This window comes from Pedobacter sp. PF22-3 (assembly GCF_026239555.1).
GTDB lineage: Bacteria > Bacteroidota > Bacteroidia > Sphingobacteriales > Sphingobacteriaceae > Pedobacter.
Window position 1 is genome coordinate 85575 of the sequence record NZ_JAPIVP010000005.1, and the last position, 14072, is coordinate 99646.

Below are 14072 nucleotides of genomic sequence, written 5' to 3' on the forward strand. Positions count from 1 at the left end.
TTTAATTTAAGGCCCGGTTCGTAATCGGGCCTTATTTTTTTATCCATGCATCATTCTGAATGCCAAAAAATAATTTTCATGCTTAATTTAGCTAAATTTATAGCATGAGTTTTGAATTAAAAACACACCTCGAAGAAATCATTTCCCTCACTGATCAGGAGTTTGAGCATATAGCAGCACATTTCAAACCCAAAATGCTTAAAAAACATCAGTACCTCATCCAGGAAGACGAATTTGTCAATCACATTTATTTTGTAGTTAAAGGCTTATTAAAGGCCACCTTTACGGATGCCAATGGTAAAGAATATATTATCCAGTTTGCAATGGAAAACTGGTGGCTATCTGATTTCAGGGCTTTTTATGGCCGTGTTAAATCGATTACCAACATCAGCTGTCTGGAAAACTCCGAACTACTCTCCATCAGCAAAGATAATTTAGATCAGCTATGCAGCGAAAGCCATAAAATGGAACATTTTTTCAGGATAAAAAACAGTTTGGGCTATGTAGCTTTACAGCAAAGAATTTTATCACTTTTAACTACAAGTCCAAAAGAGCGCTTTGAACAACTCGCTCAACAGTATCCGCAATTGATGCAACGGCTTTCTAAAACAATAATTGCAGCTTACCTGGGTATTTCAAGAGAAACCTTAAGCAGACTTTCCGCAAAAACGTGATTTCGCGCACATTAAATCTGTGATTGAAGTCCTTTGTAGCCAAAACCAACAGCATTAATTTTGTGATATACTTAACATAAAAGAATATGAATAAGAAAGTTTTATTCGTGATTACAAGCCACGACGAATTAGGAAATACAGGTTTAAAAACAGGTTTTTGGTCAGAAGAACTGGCTGCGCCATATTATGCATTAGCCGATAAAGGTGTTAATATTGTATTGGCGTCTCCAAAAGGTGGCCAGCCCCCAATAGACCCTAAAAGTGAAGACCCTTCTTTTCAAACCGAAACAACGAAAAGAATGGACAAAGATGCTGTTCTTTTAGATAAATTGAAAAATACCATCCCATTGGCCGATGTAAAGATGGATGATTATGATGCCGTTTTTTATCCTGGTGGCCACGGACCACTTTGGGATCTAGCAGAAAGTACAACTTCACAACAACTCATTACCGAATTCTATACCGCTAATAAACCTGTTGCATTTGTATGTCATGCTCCCGGAGTACTCAAAGATGTAAAGGTGAATGGTGAATATCTGGTAAACGGAAAAAATGTAACCGGGTTTACCAATACAGAAGAAGAAGCTGTACAATTAACAAACGTAGTACCTTTCTTGGTTGAAGATATGTTAATAAAGAATGGTGGACATTACAGTAAGATAGCCGATTGGAATCCTTATGCCGTAGTTGATGGCTTATTGATTACCGGCCAAAACCCTGCATCATCAGAAAAAGTTGCAGAAGAATTATTAAAGCTTCTTGCCTAAATTTAAATCCTCAACAGAGATTGGTTTGCCCATCCCTGTTGAGGATTCCTTATTATAGCTCGTCTTCTTCCTCGTCTTCAGCTTCAGGCACATAATTTTCAATGGCCTGTCCAATTGCATTCACTTCTTCGTCTTCTTCAAAAATCGGAAGTTCGGTTTTGTAATCCATTTTCAACCAAATGGATGAAGTATCTTTCTGAATTTGAATGTATTCTCTTCCATCTTTAAAAATGGTATACGAATCATTTCCTTCCGGAAAAACTGAATAATTAATTGGGCCGATTTCTATATCAAAAGGTTCTTGCATGCGGATATTTTTCTTCAAAGATAAAAAATCTTTCTTTGGGTTAAGCCAGTTATATATGATGACATCCTTATCTTTATGGTATAAATTTACACATGGATTTTTCAAAAGCAGACAACAAAGTTGCCCGAAAATTATTCGAGATAGCTTTACAACGGGAACTCAAAAAAGAAATGCAGGCATTTTCTGAGATTTTAGACCAATGGAAAACACAACAGCCTGAAGACAATAAAGACGATTATTATAAAATTTTTACTGCTGTAACAGATTTTGATAAACATATTGCCAGAAGATACGACGGACTTAGAAATTCGTGGTTTTTTGATACGGTGATTGCTATGCTTGTAGATAAAACCATTACTACAGCTGATTTAGAAGACTTTTCGGAAGATGCAAAAAGTAAAATATCAAAGCGTCTTAAATTCAGAGAAGTTAATCAACTATAAATAAGGCCAAATTCAGGAATGGTAGAGGTCTGATTTTATATTTTAAAGGAATTACTGTTCATTTAGTGTGCGAAATGATCTTTCTCCGTGGTAAATGATAATTAAAAAATTACGCATGATTGTTTAAAAATCCCATCATTTATACTACTTTACGGCTAAAGATTTTACGCGATAGATAAGAAGATGAAGTTAACGTTTTGGGGCGCAGCACAACAAGTAACGGGCAGTATGCACCTGCTCGAAATTGGACATTATAAAATACTGATAGATTGTGGATTAGATTACGAGAAGGAGACCTACCAGGAAGAAAATCAACAATTCCCTTTCGATCCAGCCAGTATAAACCTGGTAATTTTAACACACGCACACATTGACCATTCTGGCAATTTACCTACACTGGTTCGATTAGGTTTTGATGGCCAGGTACTTTGTACACCGCCCACAGCCGATCTTACGTCGATATTATTATTCGATTCTGTTGAACTTTTTTTAAGAAAAGCGGGCAGAAAACCACGTACTAAACGCGGCAATTTTAGCGGACCAAAACCATTATACCTGCATAAGCATGTAATGGACACCATCGATCGTTTTGTAACCATTGCTTTCAACAAACCTTTTAAGATTAATGGCGATATCAGCTTAACTTTTGTACCTGTTGGCCATTTGCTGGGTGCTGCAGCAGCCATTCTAAACATAAATGATCATGGTATAGACAAAAAAATAGCTTTTACCGGCGATATCGGCAGGGAAAATTATCCGGTTTTAGTTAATCCAGAGCCGCTGCCTGAAGTAGACTATGTAGTAAGCGAGGCCACGTATGGAGGCAGAATGCATACCAAAGACCAAACACTGGAAGAACGCCTGGTTCAGGAAATTACTGAAGCCTGCATTAAAAGCCCTGGCAGGCTCATTATTCCAGCATTTAGTATTGGTCGTACGCAATCGTTGGTATTTGCCTTAAACCAGATTTTCACCAAAAAACTGTTGCCACCCATTCAGATTTTTGTAGATAGCCCAATGGCCATCCAGGCTACCGAGGTTTACCGAAAACACCATAATCTCGTGAATCAGGAGGCGAAAGATTTTTACCAAACCATGGGTGATGAATTTGAATTTGAGCACCTGGCTTATGTTCAAACCATGAAAGAAAGTAAAGATGTTTCCAATTATTTCGATCCCTGCATCATTATTTCCTCTGCAGGTATGTTAGAAGGAGGAAGGATTCAGGATCACTTATATTACAACATTCAGAACTATTATTGTACCATTCTTTTTATTGGTTATTGTGCAAAAGGAACGCTTGGATATAAATTATTAAGCGGAGCACCAATAGTGCGCATTAAAGACCGCGAAATGATGGTTTACGCTACTATCCACCAAACAGATCTACTGAGTGGACATGGCGATCATAACGATTTAGTAAAAACGATTAAACAAACAGGCCAACCAAAAAAGGTGTTCCTGGTTCATGGGGAAGACAAAAGCCTGCAAAGTTTATCACTGGCCCTGCAAGCAGATGGTTTTAATGTAACAGTGCCTGAAAGGGGAGAGGTGTTTGAGTTGTAGTTCATTGGTTTTAGTTTGATGGCTTCCAATAAATAAAGTCGTCATCTCGACTCCGCTCGAAATGATGATGATACAAATAGTAGCTATTGGTCATTGCTTATTCATTCCATCATCCATTTTCCATCAAACATCACTTCCTCACTTGTCCATCACCTCTCACCACCCATTTATAACTGGTCAGTTCCTCCAAACCCATTGGCCCACGGGCGTGGAGTTTTTGCGTGCTAATGCCAATTTCCGCTCCGAGGCCAAAATGTGCACCATCAGTAAATCCGGTAGAGGCATTGGCATACACCGCCGCGGCATCTACTTCATTTAAAAATTGAGCGATATTAGTCGCATTTTCGGAAATAATGGCTTCACTATGTTTAGAGCTATAATCGGCAATGTGGTTCAATGCTTCTGCTAAATCCGTTACTACTTTAACAGCCAGCTTTAACGATAAAAACTCCGTTCCAAAATGTTCTGGTGTAGCTTTCTTTAATAAGTGGGATGGATAAGAAGATTTTAATATTGCATAGCTTTTCTCATCTGCGAATAATTCTACATTTCCATCAGCTAGGGGATATAAAAGTGCAGGCAGATCATTCAATCTATTTTCATTAATCAACACACAGTCTAATGAGTTACAAACGCTTACTCTCCTGGTTTTAGCATTAAAAATAATCGCTTTGCCTTTCTCTAAATCACCAGTCTCGTCAAAATAAGTATGCACAATTCCTGCTCCGGTCTCAATAACAGGGATTTTACTGTTTTCACGAACATAATTAATTAACGATTGGCTTCCCCTCGGAATCAGCACATCAACAAACCCGCGTGAATTTAGCAAAGCTTCGGTTGCGGCCCTTTCTGCAGGCAATAAGGTTAAAACATCCCGATTGATTTTATGCTTATCCAATACCTCATGTATTACTTTTGCAATGGCCTGGTTAGAAAATTCAGCATCGCTGCCACCTTTTAGCACAGCAACATTTCCGGTTTTAAAACAAAGCGAAAATACATCGGCAGTAACATTCGGCCGCGCTTCGTAAATCACACCAACAACGCCCAGTGGCACACTTACTTTTTGTATATGAAGCTGGTTATCCAATATTTTATCAGAAAGAACTTTACCCAAAGGACTGTTTAAGCTGGCAACATTTTTGAGATCGTTGGCGATATCTGCAATACGTGCAGCGCTTAATTTTAATCTATCGTATTTAGGGTCTTCGATGGGCATTTTAGCTAAATCCTTAGCGTTTTCAGTAAGAATTTCGGCTGTATTGGCCACTAAAGCTTCTGACAGATCTTTTAATATAGCATCTGTAGTTTCTTTGTCCAAGCTAATCAAGGTACGACTGGCCTGCTTTGCTTTTTCGAAATATTGTTTGTAATCCATTTTTTTCTTTTTCTACCACAGAGGTTACCGAGTTCTACACCGAGGAAAAGAGAGAATTTGCTTAACTCTGTGCCACTCTGTGATTTTTTCTCTGTGGGCTCCGTGGTTAACCTAACTAAATAGCCGAATAAAAATAATCGTAATGCACCAGGGCTTTCTGTTTCTTCTGTCCGATTCGTTCCCTGGCCTTATCCGATCCATATTCTGCAATACCCAATCCGATCAGGTTATTTTTTTCGTCGATAATTTTAATAATATCGCCTTTTAAAAAGTCTATTTGTATTTCGATAATACCTACGGGCAATAAACTGGTGGCTTTGCCTGAGGTTAATACCGTTTTGGCGCCATCATTAAGCCTTACCACGCCAGTTGCCGCAGTTTCAGAATGGGCAATCCACTTTTTCTTACCCGATTTACTTTTCTCCGGAACAAAGCGTGTATGCACCAGTTCACCGTTTAACAGAGAAGTCAGCACATTGTCCATCGTTCCATTGGCAATATGAACTGTTATACCCAATTTAGCCACTTTTTGTGCCATGGTCGATTTGGTAATCATACCGCCACGACCGAATTGAGATTTACCCGTTTGTATAAAAGAGGCCAAATTAGCAACCGAACCATTAATTTCCTCAATAACAGCTGAACCTTCTACTTTTGGATCGCCATTATAAATGCCATTTACATTCGATAAAATAATCAAAGCGTCGGCATTTAACATAGAGGCAATTAGTCCAGCCAGTTCGTCGTTATCAGTGAACATCAGCTCAGTAACCGAAACTACATCATTTTCATTCACCACAGGGATTACCTCATTTTGAAGCAAAATCTGTAAGCAGTTTTTCATATTTAAATAATGTGCCCGGTCGCGGAAATCTTCTTTGGTAACCAAAACCTGTGCACACTGAATTTCGTGTGCTGCAAAAAAATTAGCATAGGTATTGATCAGTTTAACCTGACCAATGGCCGCCAATAGTTGTCTGGTAGTTACGGCATCTTGTTTTTCAGCTACTTTGATTAAACTTCTACCTGATGCTACTGCACCAGAAGATACCAAAATTACCTCAATACCCTGCTTTTTAATGTCTGCCAATTGATTTACCAGGTGTTTAATCCTCGCTTCATCAGGCAAACCATTCGCCTGCGTAATTACATTCGAACCAATTTTAACAACTATCTTTTTGTAACCTAATTTCATTATAATTTCAAACCGTTTGGATGTGGCAATTTAACATCAATTTTTCTAATTCGGATGATTATCTATAGGCTTGATGGATTTTTACGAAAATGTAAATGAGTTTGGGGTTGAGCGTTTGGCGTTTGGAGTCGATTAACTGTTTTAAGGCCGAAGTCTGATAACCGAAGTCAAAAGTCTTGGCGAATAAAACAGTTAACCGATTTAAACAATTAATCAGTTAATCACTAATAAGCTAATGACCAATGAACTATTGAACTAAATTATTAAATTGCAATTGATCCTAAACCAAACTGCTATGAAACGTATCTTACCAAGCCTGATCTTGCTCAGTGCAATTACGGCTTGCAATAACCCTCAAAAGAAAGAAATGAAAGCGATTAAGTGGCCCGATGCCAAAGCCCCGGTAGCAGAAATTATTCCGCACAAAAGAGTAATCCATGGCGATACAGTAGTAGACAACTACTATTGGATGATCGATTATTTTAAAAAAGGACCGGACAGTACCAAGGTTGTGAATTACCTGAAAGCAGAAAATGCCTACCTGGATAAGATGATGAAAAGTACAGATCAATTTCAGGCTGATCTGTTTAAAGAAATGAAAGGCCGGATTAAAGAAAAAGACGAATCCGTTCCGGTTTTTAGAAATGGGTACTATTATTACTCACGTACAGAAGATGGTCAGCAATATTTTAAATACTGCCGCAAAAAAGGAAGTTTATCTGCAGCGGAAGAAATCTTGCTGGATGTAGATCAACTGGCAAAAGGCCATTCCTATTACAGCGCCACCGGATTTAGTGTTAGTCCAGATAATAAACTTTTAGCTTTTGGTGTCGATCAGGTTTCGCGCCGGCAGTACACCATTAACATTAAAAATTTAGAAACCGGAGAGATTTTAAAAGATGCCATTACCAATACCGAAGGTGGAGTAGCTTGGGCTAACGATAATAAAACGTTCTTTTACACGTCGAAAAACCCTGTTACGCTATTGAGTGAAAAAATTAAAAAACATGTACTCGGTGCAGATCCCAAAACGGATGCGGTGGTTTACGATGAAAAAGATAACACGAACTATATTGGGGTAGGCAAATCGAAAAATGGCAGATATATCTTCATCGCCTCACAGGGAACTTTAACTGCCGAATATAAAATGATTGATGCTGACCATCCGGAAAGCCCCTTTAAAGTTTTTGCGGCCCGTTCAAAAGATGTGCTATATGATGTAATGCCTATTGATGGCAAGTTCCTGATCTTAACCAACTGGAACGCTAAAAATTTCCGTTTAATGGAATGTCCACTGGATAAAACCGAAAAAGAAAACTGGAAAGAAGTGATTCCGCACCGTGCCGATGTTTTATTGGAAAGCGTTGAAGAATTTAAAGATTTTACTGTTTTATCTGAACGTAAAAACGGATTAACTGAATTGCGTGTACTGAAAAAAGACAAAAGTGATTATTACATCAAATTTGATGAACCTGTATACGATGCAGGTGTTGGCGCGAATCCAGAATACAATAGCACTACCTTGCGTTACAATTATACTTCATTAACCACTCCCAACTCGGTTTACGATTATGACCTCAATAAGAAAGATCAGCAACTAATGAAACAACAGGAGGTTTTGGGCGGCTATAATCCAAAAGATTATGTTACTGAACGTGTTTTCGCAACTGCTAAAGATGGCACCAAAGTACCCATTGCATTGGTTTATAAAAGGGGCTTCGAAAAGAACGGTGAATCGCCATTGTTGCTTTATGGTTATGGTTCTTATGGTTCAAATTCGGATGTTTATTTCTCTTCTCCCCGCTTAAGTTTGCTAGATCGCGGATTTGTATTTGCTATCGCCAATATTCGTGGTGGACAGGAGATGGGTCGCCAATGGTATGAAGACGGAAAACTGATGAAGAAGAAAAACACTTTTACTGATTTTATTGCAGCAGGAGAGTATTTGATTGATCAGAAATATACTTCAAAAGGCCATTTATATGGCCATGGAGGCAGTGCAGGCGGTTTGTTAATGGGGGCTGTAGCCAACATGGCGCCCGATTTATGGAATGGTCTTATTGCTGATGTACCTTTTGTTGATGTAATTAACACGATGCTGGATGAAAGCATTCCGCTTACCACAAACGAATTTGATGAATGGGGCAATCCGAAACAAAAGGCAGCTTACGATTACATGAAAAGCTATTCCCCTTATGAAAATATCGAGAAAAAAGCTTACCCAAATATGTTGGTCACTACAGGCTTACACGATAGCCAGGTGCAGTATTTCGAGCCTGCAAAATGGGTAGCTAAATTAAGGGCCACTAAAACCGACAAAAATGTACTGCTGCTCAAAACTAATATGGAATTTGGCCATGGGGGTGCATCAGGCCGTTTTGATTATTTGAAAGATGTGTCTTTGAGATGGGCATTTTTATTCTCGCTGGAAGGCATAACGAAATAATTTTTTACTCGGCTCGTCATTCCCAACTTGATTAGGAATCTTAAAGCTGACTGCATTAGATTCCTGCCCACGCAGGAATGACGGCCGTATTTTTAATTTGAATTAAAACTTATCCCAACATGAATACTCAACTAAAAACAATACAAATCATTCATCTTGCGCTGTGCTCAAGTGTATTACTTTTTGCATTGGTAACGATATTTCTTAACCGCGAGATCATGTTTTTTGATGCCGATCCTAAAACAACGGCACCTTTTAACCCGATTTTTCCGGTCATGGGATTAATCACGCTCTCTGCAAGTATCTTTTTTTACCGAAATTTAATCGCTAAAATTGATAAAACGGCTTCTGATGATGTCAAAATCAACATGTACCAAAGTGCATTTATCATTAGTTCAGCTTTATTGGAAGGTGGAGCCCTCTTTAATATCGTTGGTTTCTTTATGACACGTAATTCGTTCTTTTTGATTTTCGGGGCAGCTAATTTTATATTTTTGGTATTGAAACGCCCAACTAAGGATAAATTGATTTCTACTTTACAATTGCAACATCCAGATTCCGGGTCTTTATAAGCAATTAGCCTTATCTTTGCCCCTCAATGGAATACAATGTTCACACTTTGCCAAATGGCATTCGCTTATTACACGTGCCCGCGGCCTCTGCCATATCTCACGCATGCATCATCGTTAATACAGGATCGCGAGACGAGCCTGAAGGCAAGGCAGGTTTAGCACACTTTATTGAGCATTTGATTTTTAAGCGTACCGAAAAACGGAGTACTAACCAAATTTTAAATCGCTTAGAAAGTGTTGGGGCAGATTTAAATGCTTATACCACTAAAGAATATACCTGCGTACATGCTTCTTTTTTAAATCCTTATTTAGATAGAACCTTAGATCTTTTCAACGATATTCTCTTCCATTCAACTTTTCCCGAAGAGGAAATGGATAAAGAGAAAAGTGTCATTCTGGATGAAATTTCTTCTTATCTGGATCAACCTGAAGAAGCCATCAATGATGATTTTGAAGATATGCTTTTTGCTGGCCATGCTTTAGGTAATAACATTTTGGGTACAACCGAAACCGTTCAGCACTTTACCAGAGCGGATGTAATCAATTTCAGAAAGGCCAATTACCGCACAAATGAAATTGTAGTGGCTGTTTTAGGCAATTATAATTTAAATAAAATTGTAAATAATGGAAGCAAACATTTTGCCGATGTTGAAATGAATAACCCAAATAAAGTAAGGGTTAAACCAGCTATACTTCCACCAAGCAATACCACCATTTACAAACCGATTATGCAGGCACACTGCATTTTGGGTACACAGGCATATTCTACCCACCAAACACAGAAAGTTCCTTTAATGCTATTGAATAATTACTTTGGCGGCAACGGAATGAGTTCGGTGTTAAATCTGCAGATCAGGGAAAAATACGGCATTGCTTATACCATCGAATCCAATTTTTCACCACTAAGTGATACCGGTATTTTTTCTATTTATTTTGGAACAGATAAAGAAAAACAGGCCAAAGCACTATCTTTAATTTTCAAGGAAATCAAAAAGCTCAGAGATCAACCTTTAAATGATTTACAGCTTCAAAAGGCCAAAAACAAGTTTATCGGACAGATTGCTTTGGGAGAAGAAAACAGGATTGGTTTAATCATTTCAATGGCAAAAAGTTTGATCGATCATAATAAAATAGACTCGTTGGAAAACGTTTTTGAGAAAATTAACGCAGTTACCACGAGGCAAATGATAGAAGTAACCGATGAGATTTTAAATATTGAGCAGCTGAATGTCTTTACTTTCTGCCCAATAGCAGAATAATTGTTATTTTTGTAAAAAAAATGCGATTTGCATTGCTTGACTTTTTTCGTCATAAAACACAATACAATGAAATTACCAATAGTAGCTTACGGAGATCCTGTTTTGAAAAAGGTAGGAACCGATATCGATAAAGATTATCCAGAATTAAAACAATTAATCAGCGATATGTTCGACACCATGTATTACGCCAATGGTGTGGGCTTGGCTGCGCCGCAGATCGGTTTGCCAATCCGTTTGTTTATTGTAGATACCGGTGAAGATGAAGACGGAAACCCTGGCTATAAAAAAGTATTTATAAATGCCGAAATTTTGGAAGAAACAGGCGAAGCGTGGAGCTTTAATGAAGGCTGCTTAAGCATTCCAGATATTCGCGAAAACATCATGCGTAAACCCAACATCAAAATTACTTATTTTGATGAAAACTGGGTAGAACATACCGATGATGTTGATGGAATGCCAGCACGTGTAATTCAGCATGAATACGACCACATCGAAGGTAAATTATTTACCGATAAAGTAAGTGTACTACGCAAAACGATGCTTAAAAGTAAACTGGATGCCATTTCGAAAGGAAATATCAAAACAGATTACAAAATGAAATTTCCGAACAAAAGCAAGAAAAGATAGGCTTCGATGGAAGATGTAAAAGGGAAAATGGAAAACGTTTTCCCTTTTTTTTATTAGAAGGCAATATTACCATTATTAAGCCCCGGATGTCATCCTGTGCTTATTTCAGGATCTTTTTGATATGAGATTCATCAACCACCGTTCTTTCCCTTTAAAGATAGGTTACGGTTCAACCTTAAAAATAGCATTTAGTGATTTTCGGCACGCTTCACAATCAGATTTGAAGCCCAAAGAAGTTATTAAATAGCAAAATCCAAGCATGCCCAATGATATTAACGAGCCAAAAGCCAGGTTCGGATTATGTTTCTTTATTGCCCCAAAAAGAAATATAAGACAAAAAAATGCGGCGAATAAACACCAAAGCATTAAAAATCCTTTTACAAGAGGCATTAAATCTAGTTCAACATCTATTTTACAACCACTATCCTCTACAAAGATTTCTCCGGAAATATCTGCCTGAAAAGAGTTTCTATACAATAAATTTCTCTTGATATTAAATTTGGAACCGTAGATATAGCCTTTAAATGGTATTTCGTCAGGGTTTCGGGGAATGAAACGTAGAGTAAGTTTTTGATCTTTTGGTAAAGCGCTCGATAAATTATTTAAGGCTTCATTAGCCGAAATATCCGAATGTAATACAAATGATTGAGAGGGAAAAAGTTCCATTCCGGACATGTTTAAATCTGAATGATGATATGATTATTAATTAAACTCCGGTGTCCAAGACTAAGGACTCCGGACTTAAGACTCCCGACTAATTCGTCCTGCTCTTATCGCCATCAAAAATCTGTTGCATCAGCTTGCCCCAGGCGAAAGGATTAAGTAGTGGATTGGTTTGCACCATATTCTTATTGATCATCCTGTCAAAATTATAGCGGTAATTCTGACTGCCGATTTCCTGTCCGTCGCGCGGTAGCGTTTGGATCATACCATCGATTGATGAACGCGAAAGATTCTTTTTGGCAATAGCCATATCATCATCCGCCAGTTTCATTGATAAAAACTCACGGGTAAATTCTTCTGTAGTTGCCCATGGGAAAACGCGCACAGAAGGTAAATCGATCACATTCGCTTTCAATTTAACCATAATGGTGTACTTACTATCTGGCGTACTTTCCGGGATCACCGTAGAAAACTTCTTGTAACCAATGGCTGTAAATAAAATCGTATCACCAGGATTAACAATAAAAGTAAAATATCCCCTGTAATCGGCACCAACCCTTTTACTCCTGGCAGAAAGATTGGTGATGGTAACATATGGTATTACGTTTGAACTGTCGATATCGGTAATAATCCCAGAAAATTGGATCAGTTTATCCTGAGCCGGCTTTTGTTGTGCAAAAGCGGTTACAGAAAAAATAAGGCAAATTAGGATAACACAATATCTCATTAAGACAAAAGTAATTTTATTAATAAAACTTCCTTGTTAAATATTGTTAAAGCTTATTCTTGTTCGGCCATGTTAACGGCAACTACTGAAGTAATCTGCGGAACAGCTTTCATAATGGCTTGTTCGATACCAGATTTCATAGTCATAAAACTCATCGGGCAAGAACCGCAATTGCCTAAAAGCTTAAGCTTTACCGTTCCTTCGGCTGTAATTTCTTCAACAGAAACATCACCTCCATCAGCCTTTAAATACGGCCTGATAGTTTCCAATGCCTGTTCTACTTGTTCTGTTAAATTCATTATATATATTTTAATTTTTAAAAATAGTAATTTTTTAGCAATTCACCATTTGTGCGTTATTGATGGATATTTGTTGCGCAATTTTACTTGCGATATCTCCAAATACAACATCCAATAAGGGGTTTTGATTTAGTGCCACAGGTTTTCCTTGATCTCCAGCTTCAGAAATACTCTGGATGATTGGGATCTCACCTAAAAAAGGCACATCAAAACGTGCTGCAAGCTCGGTACCGCCACCTTTTCCAAAAATATAATATTTGTTTTCGGGCAATTCGGCTGGTGTAAAATAAGACATGTTTTCTATAACACCTAAAATAGGGATATTAATTCCCGGCATTCTGAACATCGCCAAACCTTTATGTGTATCAGCCAGCGCAACCTGTTGCGGCGTAGTAACCACAACCGCCCCAGAAATTGGGAAACTTTGCGTAATGGTAATGTGGATATCGCCCGTTCCCGGTGGAAGATCTACGATCAGATAATCCAGTTCTCCCCAATTGGTATCGTTAAATAATTGTTTTACTGCATTCGAAGCCATTGGCCCTCGCCAAGGCACTGGTTGTCCGGGATCCGCAAAAAAACCAAGGGATAGCAACTTAATGCCATACTTTTCGATAGGTAAAATCTTCGTTTTTCCATCAGCTGTTTCTTCGGCGCCTGGCTTTGCATCAACCAGATCGAACATGGTTGGTACCGATGGGCCATAGATATCGGCATCAATAAGGCCAACTTTGGCACCATCTTTAGCCAATACAACCGCAAGATTGCTCGCCACAGTAGACTTACCAACTCCTCCTTTTCCAGATGAAACCAAAATAATGTTTTTGATGTTATCTAACGATGATGAATTGCTGGGCTGAGTAACCCTCGACGTTACATTGATCACTACTTCTGCCGTTGGCGATACAAAATGCTTAATGGCATTTGTACAGGCATTTTTCAGCATTTCCTTCATCGGACATGCCGGCGTAGTAAGCTCCAATGTAAAATTAACTTGGTTATCTGCTATCTGTAAATCTTTAATCATGTTTAAAGTAACCAGGTCTTTTTTAAGATCGGGATCTTCGACATTTTTAAGCGCATCTAAAACTTGTTGCGGGCTAATCTGCATGGTATTAATTTAAATTCAAAATTAACAAAACATAGCCA

At 38.2% G+C, this 14072-nt stretch carries 15 protein-coding genes; 8 read left to right on the plus strand and 7 right to left on the minus strand.

Annotated elements, in window-relative coordinates; genetic code table 11:
* Positions 1 to 104 precede the first annotated feature (104 nt).
* On the plus strand, positions 105 to 674 hold the full coding sequence (locus OQX63_RS08590) for a Crp/Fnr family transcriptional regulator (protein WP_265850477.1): 570 nt from the start codon (positions 105 to 107) through the stop codon (positions 672 to 674).
* Between the two features lie 86 nt (positions 675 to 760).
* Positions 761 to 1441 (plus strand): type 1 glutamine amidotransferase domain-containing protein, encoded by a 681-nt coding sequence (locus OQX63_RS08595; RefSeq protein WP_265850478.1) that lies wholly within the window; start codon positions 761 to 763, stop codon positions 1439 to 1441.
* Between the two features lie 52 nt (positions 1442 to 1493).
* Here OQX63_RS08595 and OQX63_RS08600 read toward each other — a convergent pair whose 3' ends face one another.
* Complete coding sequence (locus OQX63_RS08600) at positions 1494 to 1748, minus strand: hypothetical protein (protein ID WP_265850479.1); 255 nt, start codon at positions 1746 to 1748, stop codon at positions 1494 to 1496.
* Positions 1749 to 1840: 92 nt separating this feature from the next.
* Between OQX63_RS08600 and OQX63_RS08605 the strand changes: the two genes are divergently transcribed.
* Complete coding sequence (locus OQX63_RS08605; protein ID WP_265850480.1) at positions 1841 to 2191, plus strand: hypothetical protein; 351 nt, start codon at positions 1841 to 1843, stop codon at positions 2189 to 2191.
* Positions 2192 to 2374: 183 nt separating this feature from the next.
* Positions 2375 to 3757, plus strand: a complete 1383-nt coding sequence (locus OQX63_RS08610) for an MBL fold metallo-hydrolase RNA specificity domain-containing protein (RefSeq protein WP_265850481.1) — start codon at positions 2375 to 2377, stop codon at positions 3755 to 3757.
* Between the two features lie 130 nt (positions 3758 to 3887).
* Here OQX63_RS08610 and OQX63_RS08615 read toward each other — a convergent pair whose 3' ends face one another.
* Entirely contained in the window at positions 3888 to 5135 is a 1248-nt protein-coding gene (locus OQX63_RS08615; RefSeq protein WP_265850482.1) for a glutamate-5-semialdehyde dehydrogenase, read from the minus strand.
* 115 nt (positions 5136 to 5250) lie between these two features.
* Positions 5251 to 6330 carry a glutamate 5-kinase gene (gene proB, locus OQX63_RS08620; protein WP_265850483.1) on the minus strand — a complete coding sequence of 360 codons (1080 nt, stop codon included), beginning with the start codon at positions 6328 to 6330 and terminating at the stop codon, positions 5251 to 5253.
* A 295-nt stretch (positions 6331 to 6625) separates the two neighbouring features.
* Between proB and OQX63_RS08625 the strand changes: the two genes are divergently transcribed.
* The 4 genes from OQX63_RS08625 (at position 6626) to def (ending at position 11234) form a co-directional block, all read left to right on the plus strand.
* Positions 6626 to 8776, plus strand: coding sequence for a S9 family peptidase (locus OQX63_RS08625; RefSeq protein ID WP_265850484.1), 2151 nt, complete (start codon positions 6626 to 6628; stop codon positions 8774 to 8776).
* Positions 8777 to 8895: 119 nt separating this feature from the next.
* Positions 8896 to 9348 (plus strand): hypothetical protein, encoded by a 453-nt coding sequence (locus tag OQX63_RS08630; RefSeq protein WP_265850485.1) that lies wholly within the window; start codon positions 8896 to 8898, stop codon positions 9346 to 9348.
* 26 nt (positions 9349 to 9374) lie between these two features.
* Complete coding sequence (locus OQX63_RS08635) at positions 9375 to 10607, plus strand: M16 family metallopeptidase (RefSeq protein WP_265850486.1); 1233 nt, start codon at positions 9375 to 9377, stop codon at positions 10605 to 10607.
* 66 nt (positions 10608 to 10673) lie between these two features.
* Positions 10674 to 11234, plus strand: coding sequence for a peptide deformylase (gene def / locus OQX63_RS08640; RefSeq protein ID WP_265850487.1), 561 nt, complete (start codon positions 10674 to 10676; stop codon positions 11232 to 11234).
* Between the two features lie 162 nt (positions 11235 to 11396).
* Here the strand turns inward: def and OQX63_RS08645 are convergent, their stop codons facing one another.
* The 4 genes from OQX63_RS08645 to OQX63_RS08660 all read right to left on the minus strand — a co-directional run bounded on the left by OQX63_RS08645 (position 11397) and on the right by OQX63_RS08660 (position 14034).
* A complete protein-coding gene (locus OQX63_RS08645) occupies positions 11397 to 11900 on the minus strand; it encodes a hypothetical protein (RefSeq protein ID WP_265850488.1) in 504 nt (167 codons plus the stop codon).
* 88 nt (positions 11901 to 11988) lie between these two features.
* The gene (locus OQX63_RS08650) at positions 11989 to 12624 is read right to left on the minus strand and encodes a hypothetical protein (RefSeq protein WP_205056945.1); all 636 of its coding nucleotides are present in this window, start codon (positions 12622 to 12624) and stop codon (positions 11989 to 11991) included.
* A gap of 53 nt (positions 12625 to 12677) precedes the next feature.
* Positions 12678 to 12923, minus strand: a complete 246-nt coding sequence (locus OQX63_RS08655; RefSeq protein WP_039474126.1) for a NifU family protein — start codon at positions 12921 to 12923, stop codon at positions 12678 to 12680.
* A 34-nt stretch (positions 12924 to 12957) separates the two neighbouring features.
* The gene (locus OQX63_RS08660; protein ID WP_265850489.1) at positions 12958 to 14034 is read right to left on the minus strand and encodes an Mrp/NBP35 family ATP-binding protein; all 1077 of its coding nucleotides are present in this window, start codon (positions 14032 to 14034) and stop codon (positions 12958 to 12960) included.
* Positions 14035 to 14072 lie beyond the last annotated feature (38 nt).

Excerpts from the sequence above, each read along its gene's own strand:
- OQX63_RS08610 (WP_265850481.1), top strand. The coding sequence starts at position 2,375 with ATGAAGTTAACGTTTTGGGGCGCAGCACAACAAGTAACGGGCAGTATG.
- proB (WP_265850483.1), bottom strand. The coding sequence starts at position 6,330 with ATGAAATTAGGTTACAAAAAGATAGTTGTTAAAATTGGTTCGAATGTA.
- OQX63_RS08630 (WP_265850485.1), top strand. The coding sequence starts at position 8,896 with ATGAATACTCAACTAAAAACAATACAAATCATTCATCTTGCGCTGTGC.
- OQX63_RS08635 (WP_265850486.1), top strand. The coding sequence starts at position 9,375 with ATGGAATACAATGTTCACACTTTGCCAAATGGCATTCGCTTATTACAC.
- OQX63_RS08625 (WP_265850484.1), top strand. The coding sequence starts at position 6,626 with ATGAAACGTATCTTACCAAGCCTGATCTTGCTCAGTGCAATTACGGCT.
- OQX63_RS08650 (WP_205056945.1), bottom strand. The coding sequence starts at position 12,624 with ATGAGATATTGTGTTATCCTAATTTGCCTTATTTTTTCTGTAACCGCT.
- OQX63_RS08615 (WP_265850482.1), bottom strand. The coding sequence starts at position 5,135 with ATGGATTACAAACAATATTTCGAAAAAGCAAAGCAGGCCAGTCGTACC.
- OQX63_RS08605 (WP_265850480.1), top strand. The coding sequence starts at position 1,841 with ATGGATTTTTCAAAAGCAGACAACAAAGTTGCCCGAAAATTATTCGAG.
- OQX63_RS08645 (WP_265850488.1), bottom strand. The coding sequence starts at position 11,900 with ATGGAACTTTTTCCCTCTCAATCATTTGTATTACATTCGGATATTTCG.
- def (WP_265850487.1), top strand. The coding sequence starts at position 10,674 with ATGAAATTACCAATAGTAGCTTACGGAGATCCTGTTTTGAAAAAGGTA.
- OQX63_RS08590 (WP_265850477.1), top strand. The coding sequence starts at position 105 with ATGAGTTTTGAATTAAAAACACACCTCGAAGAAATCATTTCCCTCACT.
- OQX63_RS08655 (WP_039474126.1), bottom strand. The coding sequence starts at position 12,923 with ATGAATTTAACAGAACAAGTAGAACAGGCATTGGAAACTATCAGGCCG.
- OQX63_RS08660 (WP_265850489.1), bottom strand. The coding sequence starts at position 14,034 with ATGCAGATTAGCCCGCAACAAGTTTTAGATGCGCTTAAAAATGTCGAA.
- OQX63_RS08600 (WP_265850479.1), bottom strand. The coding sequence starts at position 1,748 with ATGCAAGAACCTTTTGATATAGAAATCGGCCCAATTAATTATTCAGTT.
- OQX63_RS08595 (WP_265850478.1), top strand. The coding sequence starts at position 761 with ATGAATAAGAAAGTTTTATTCGTGATTACAAGCCACGACGAATTAGGA.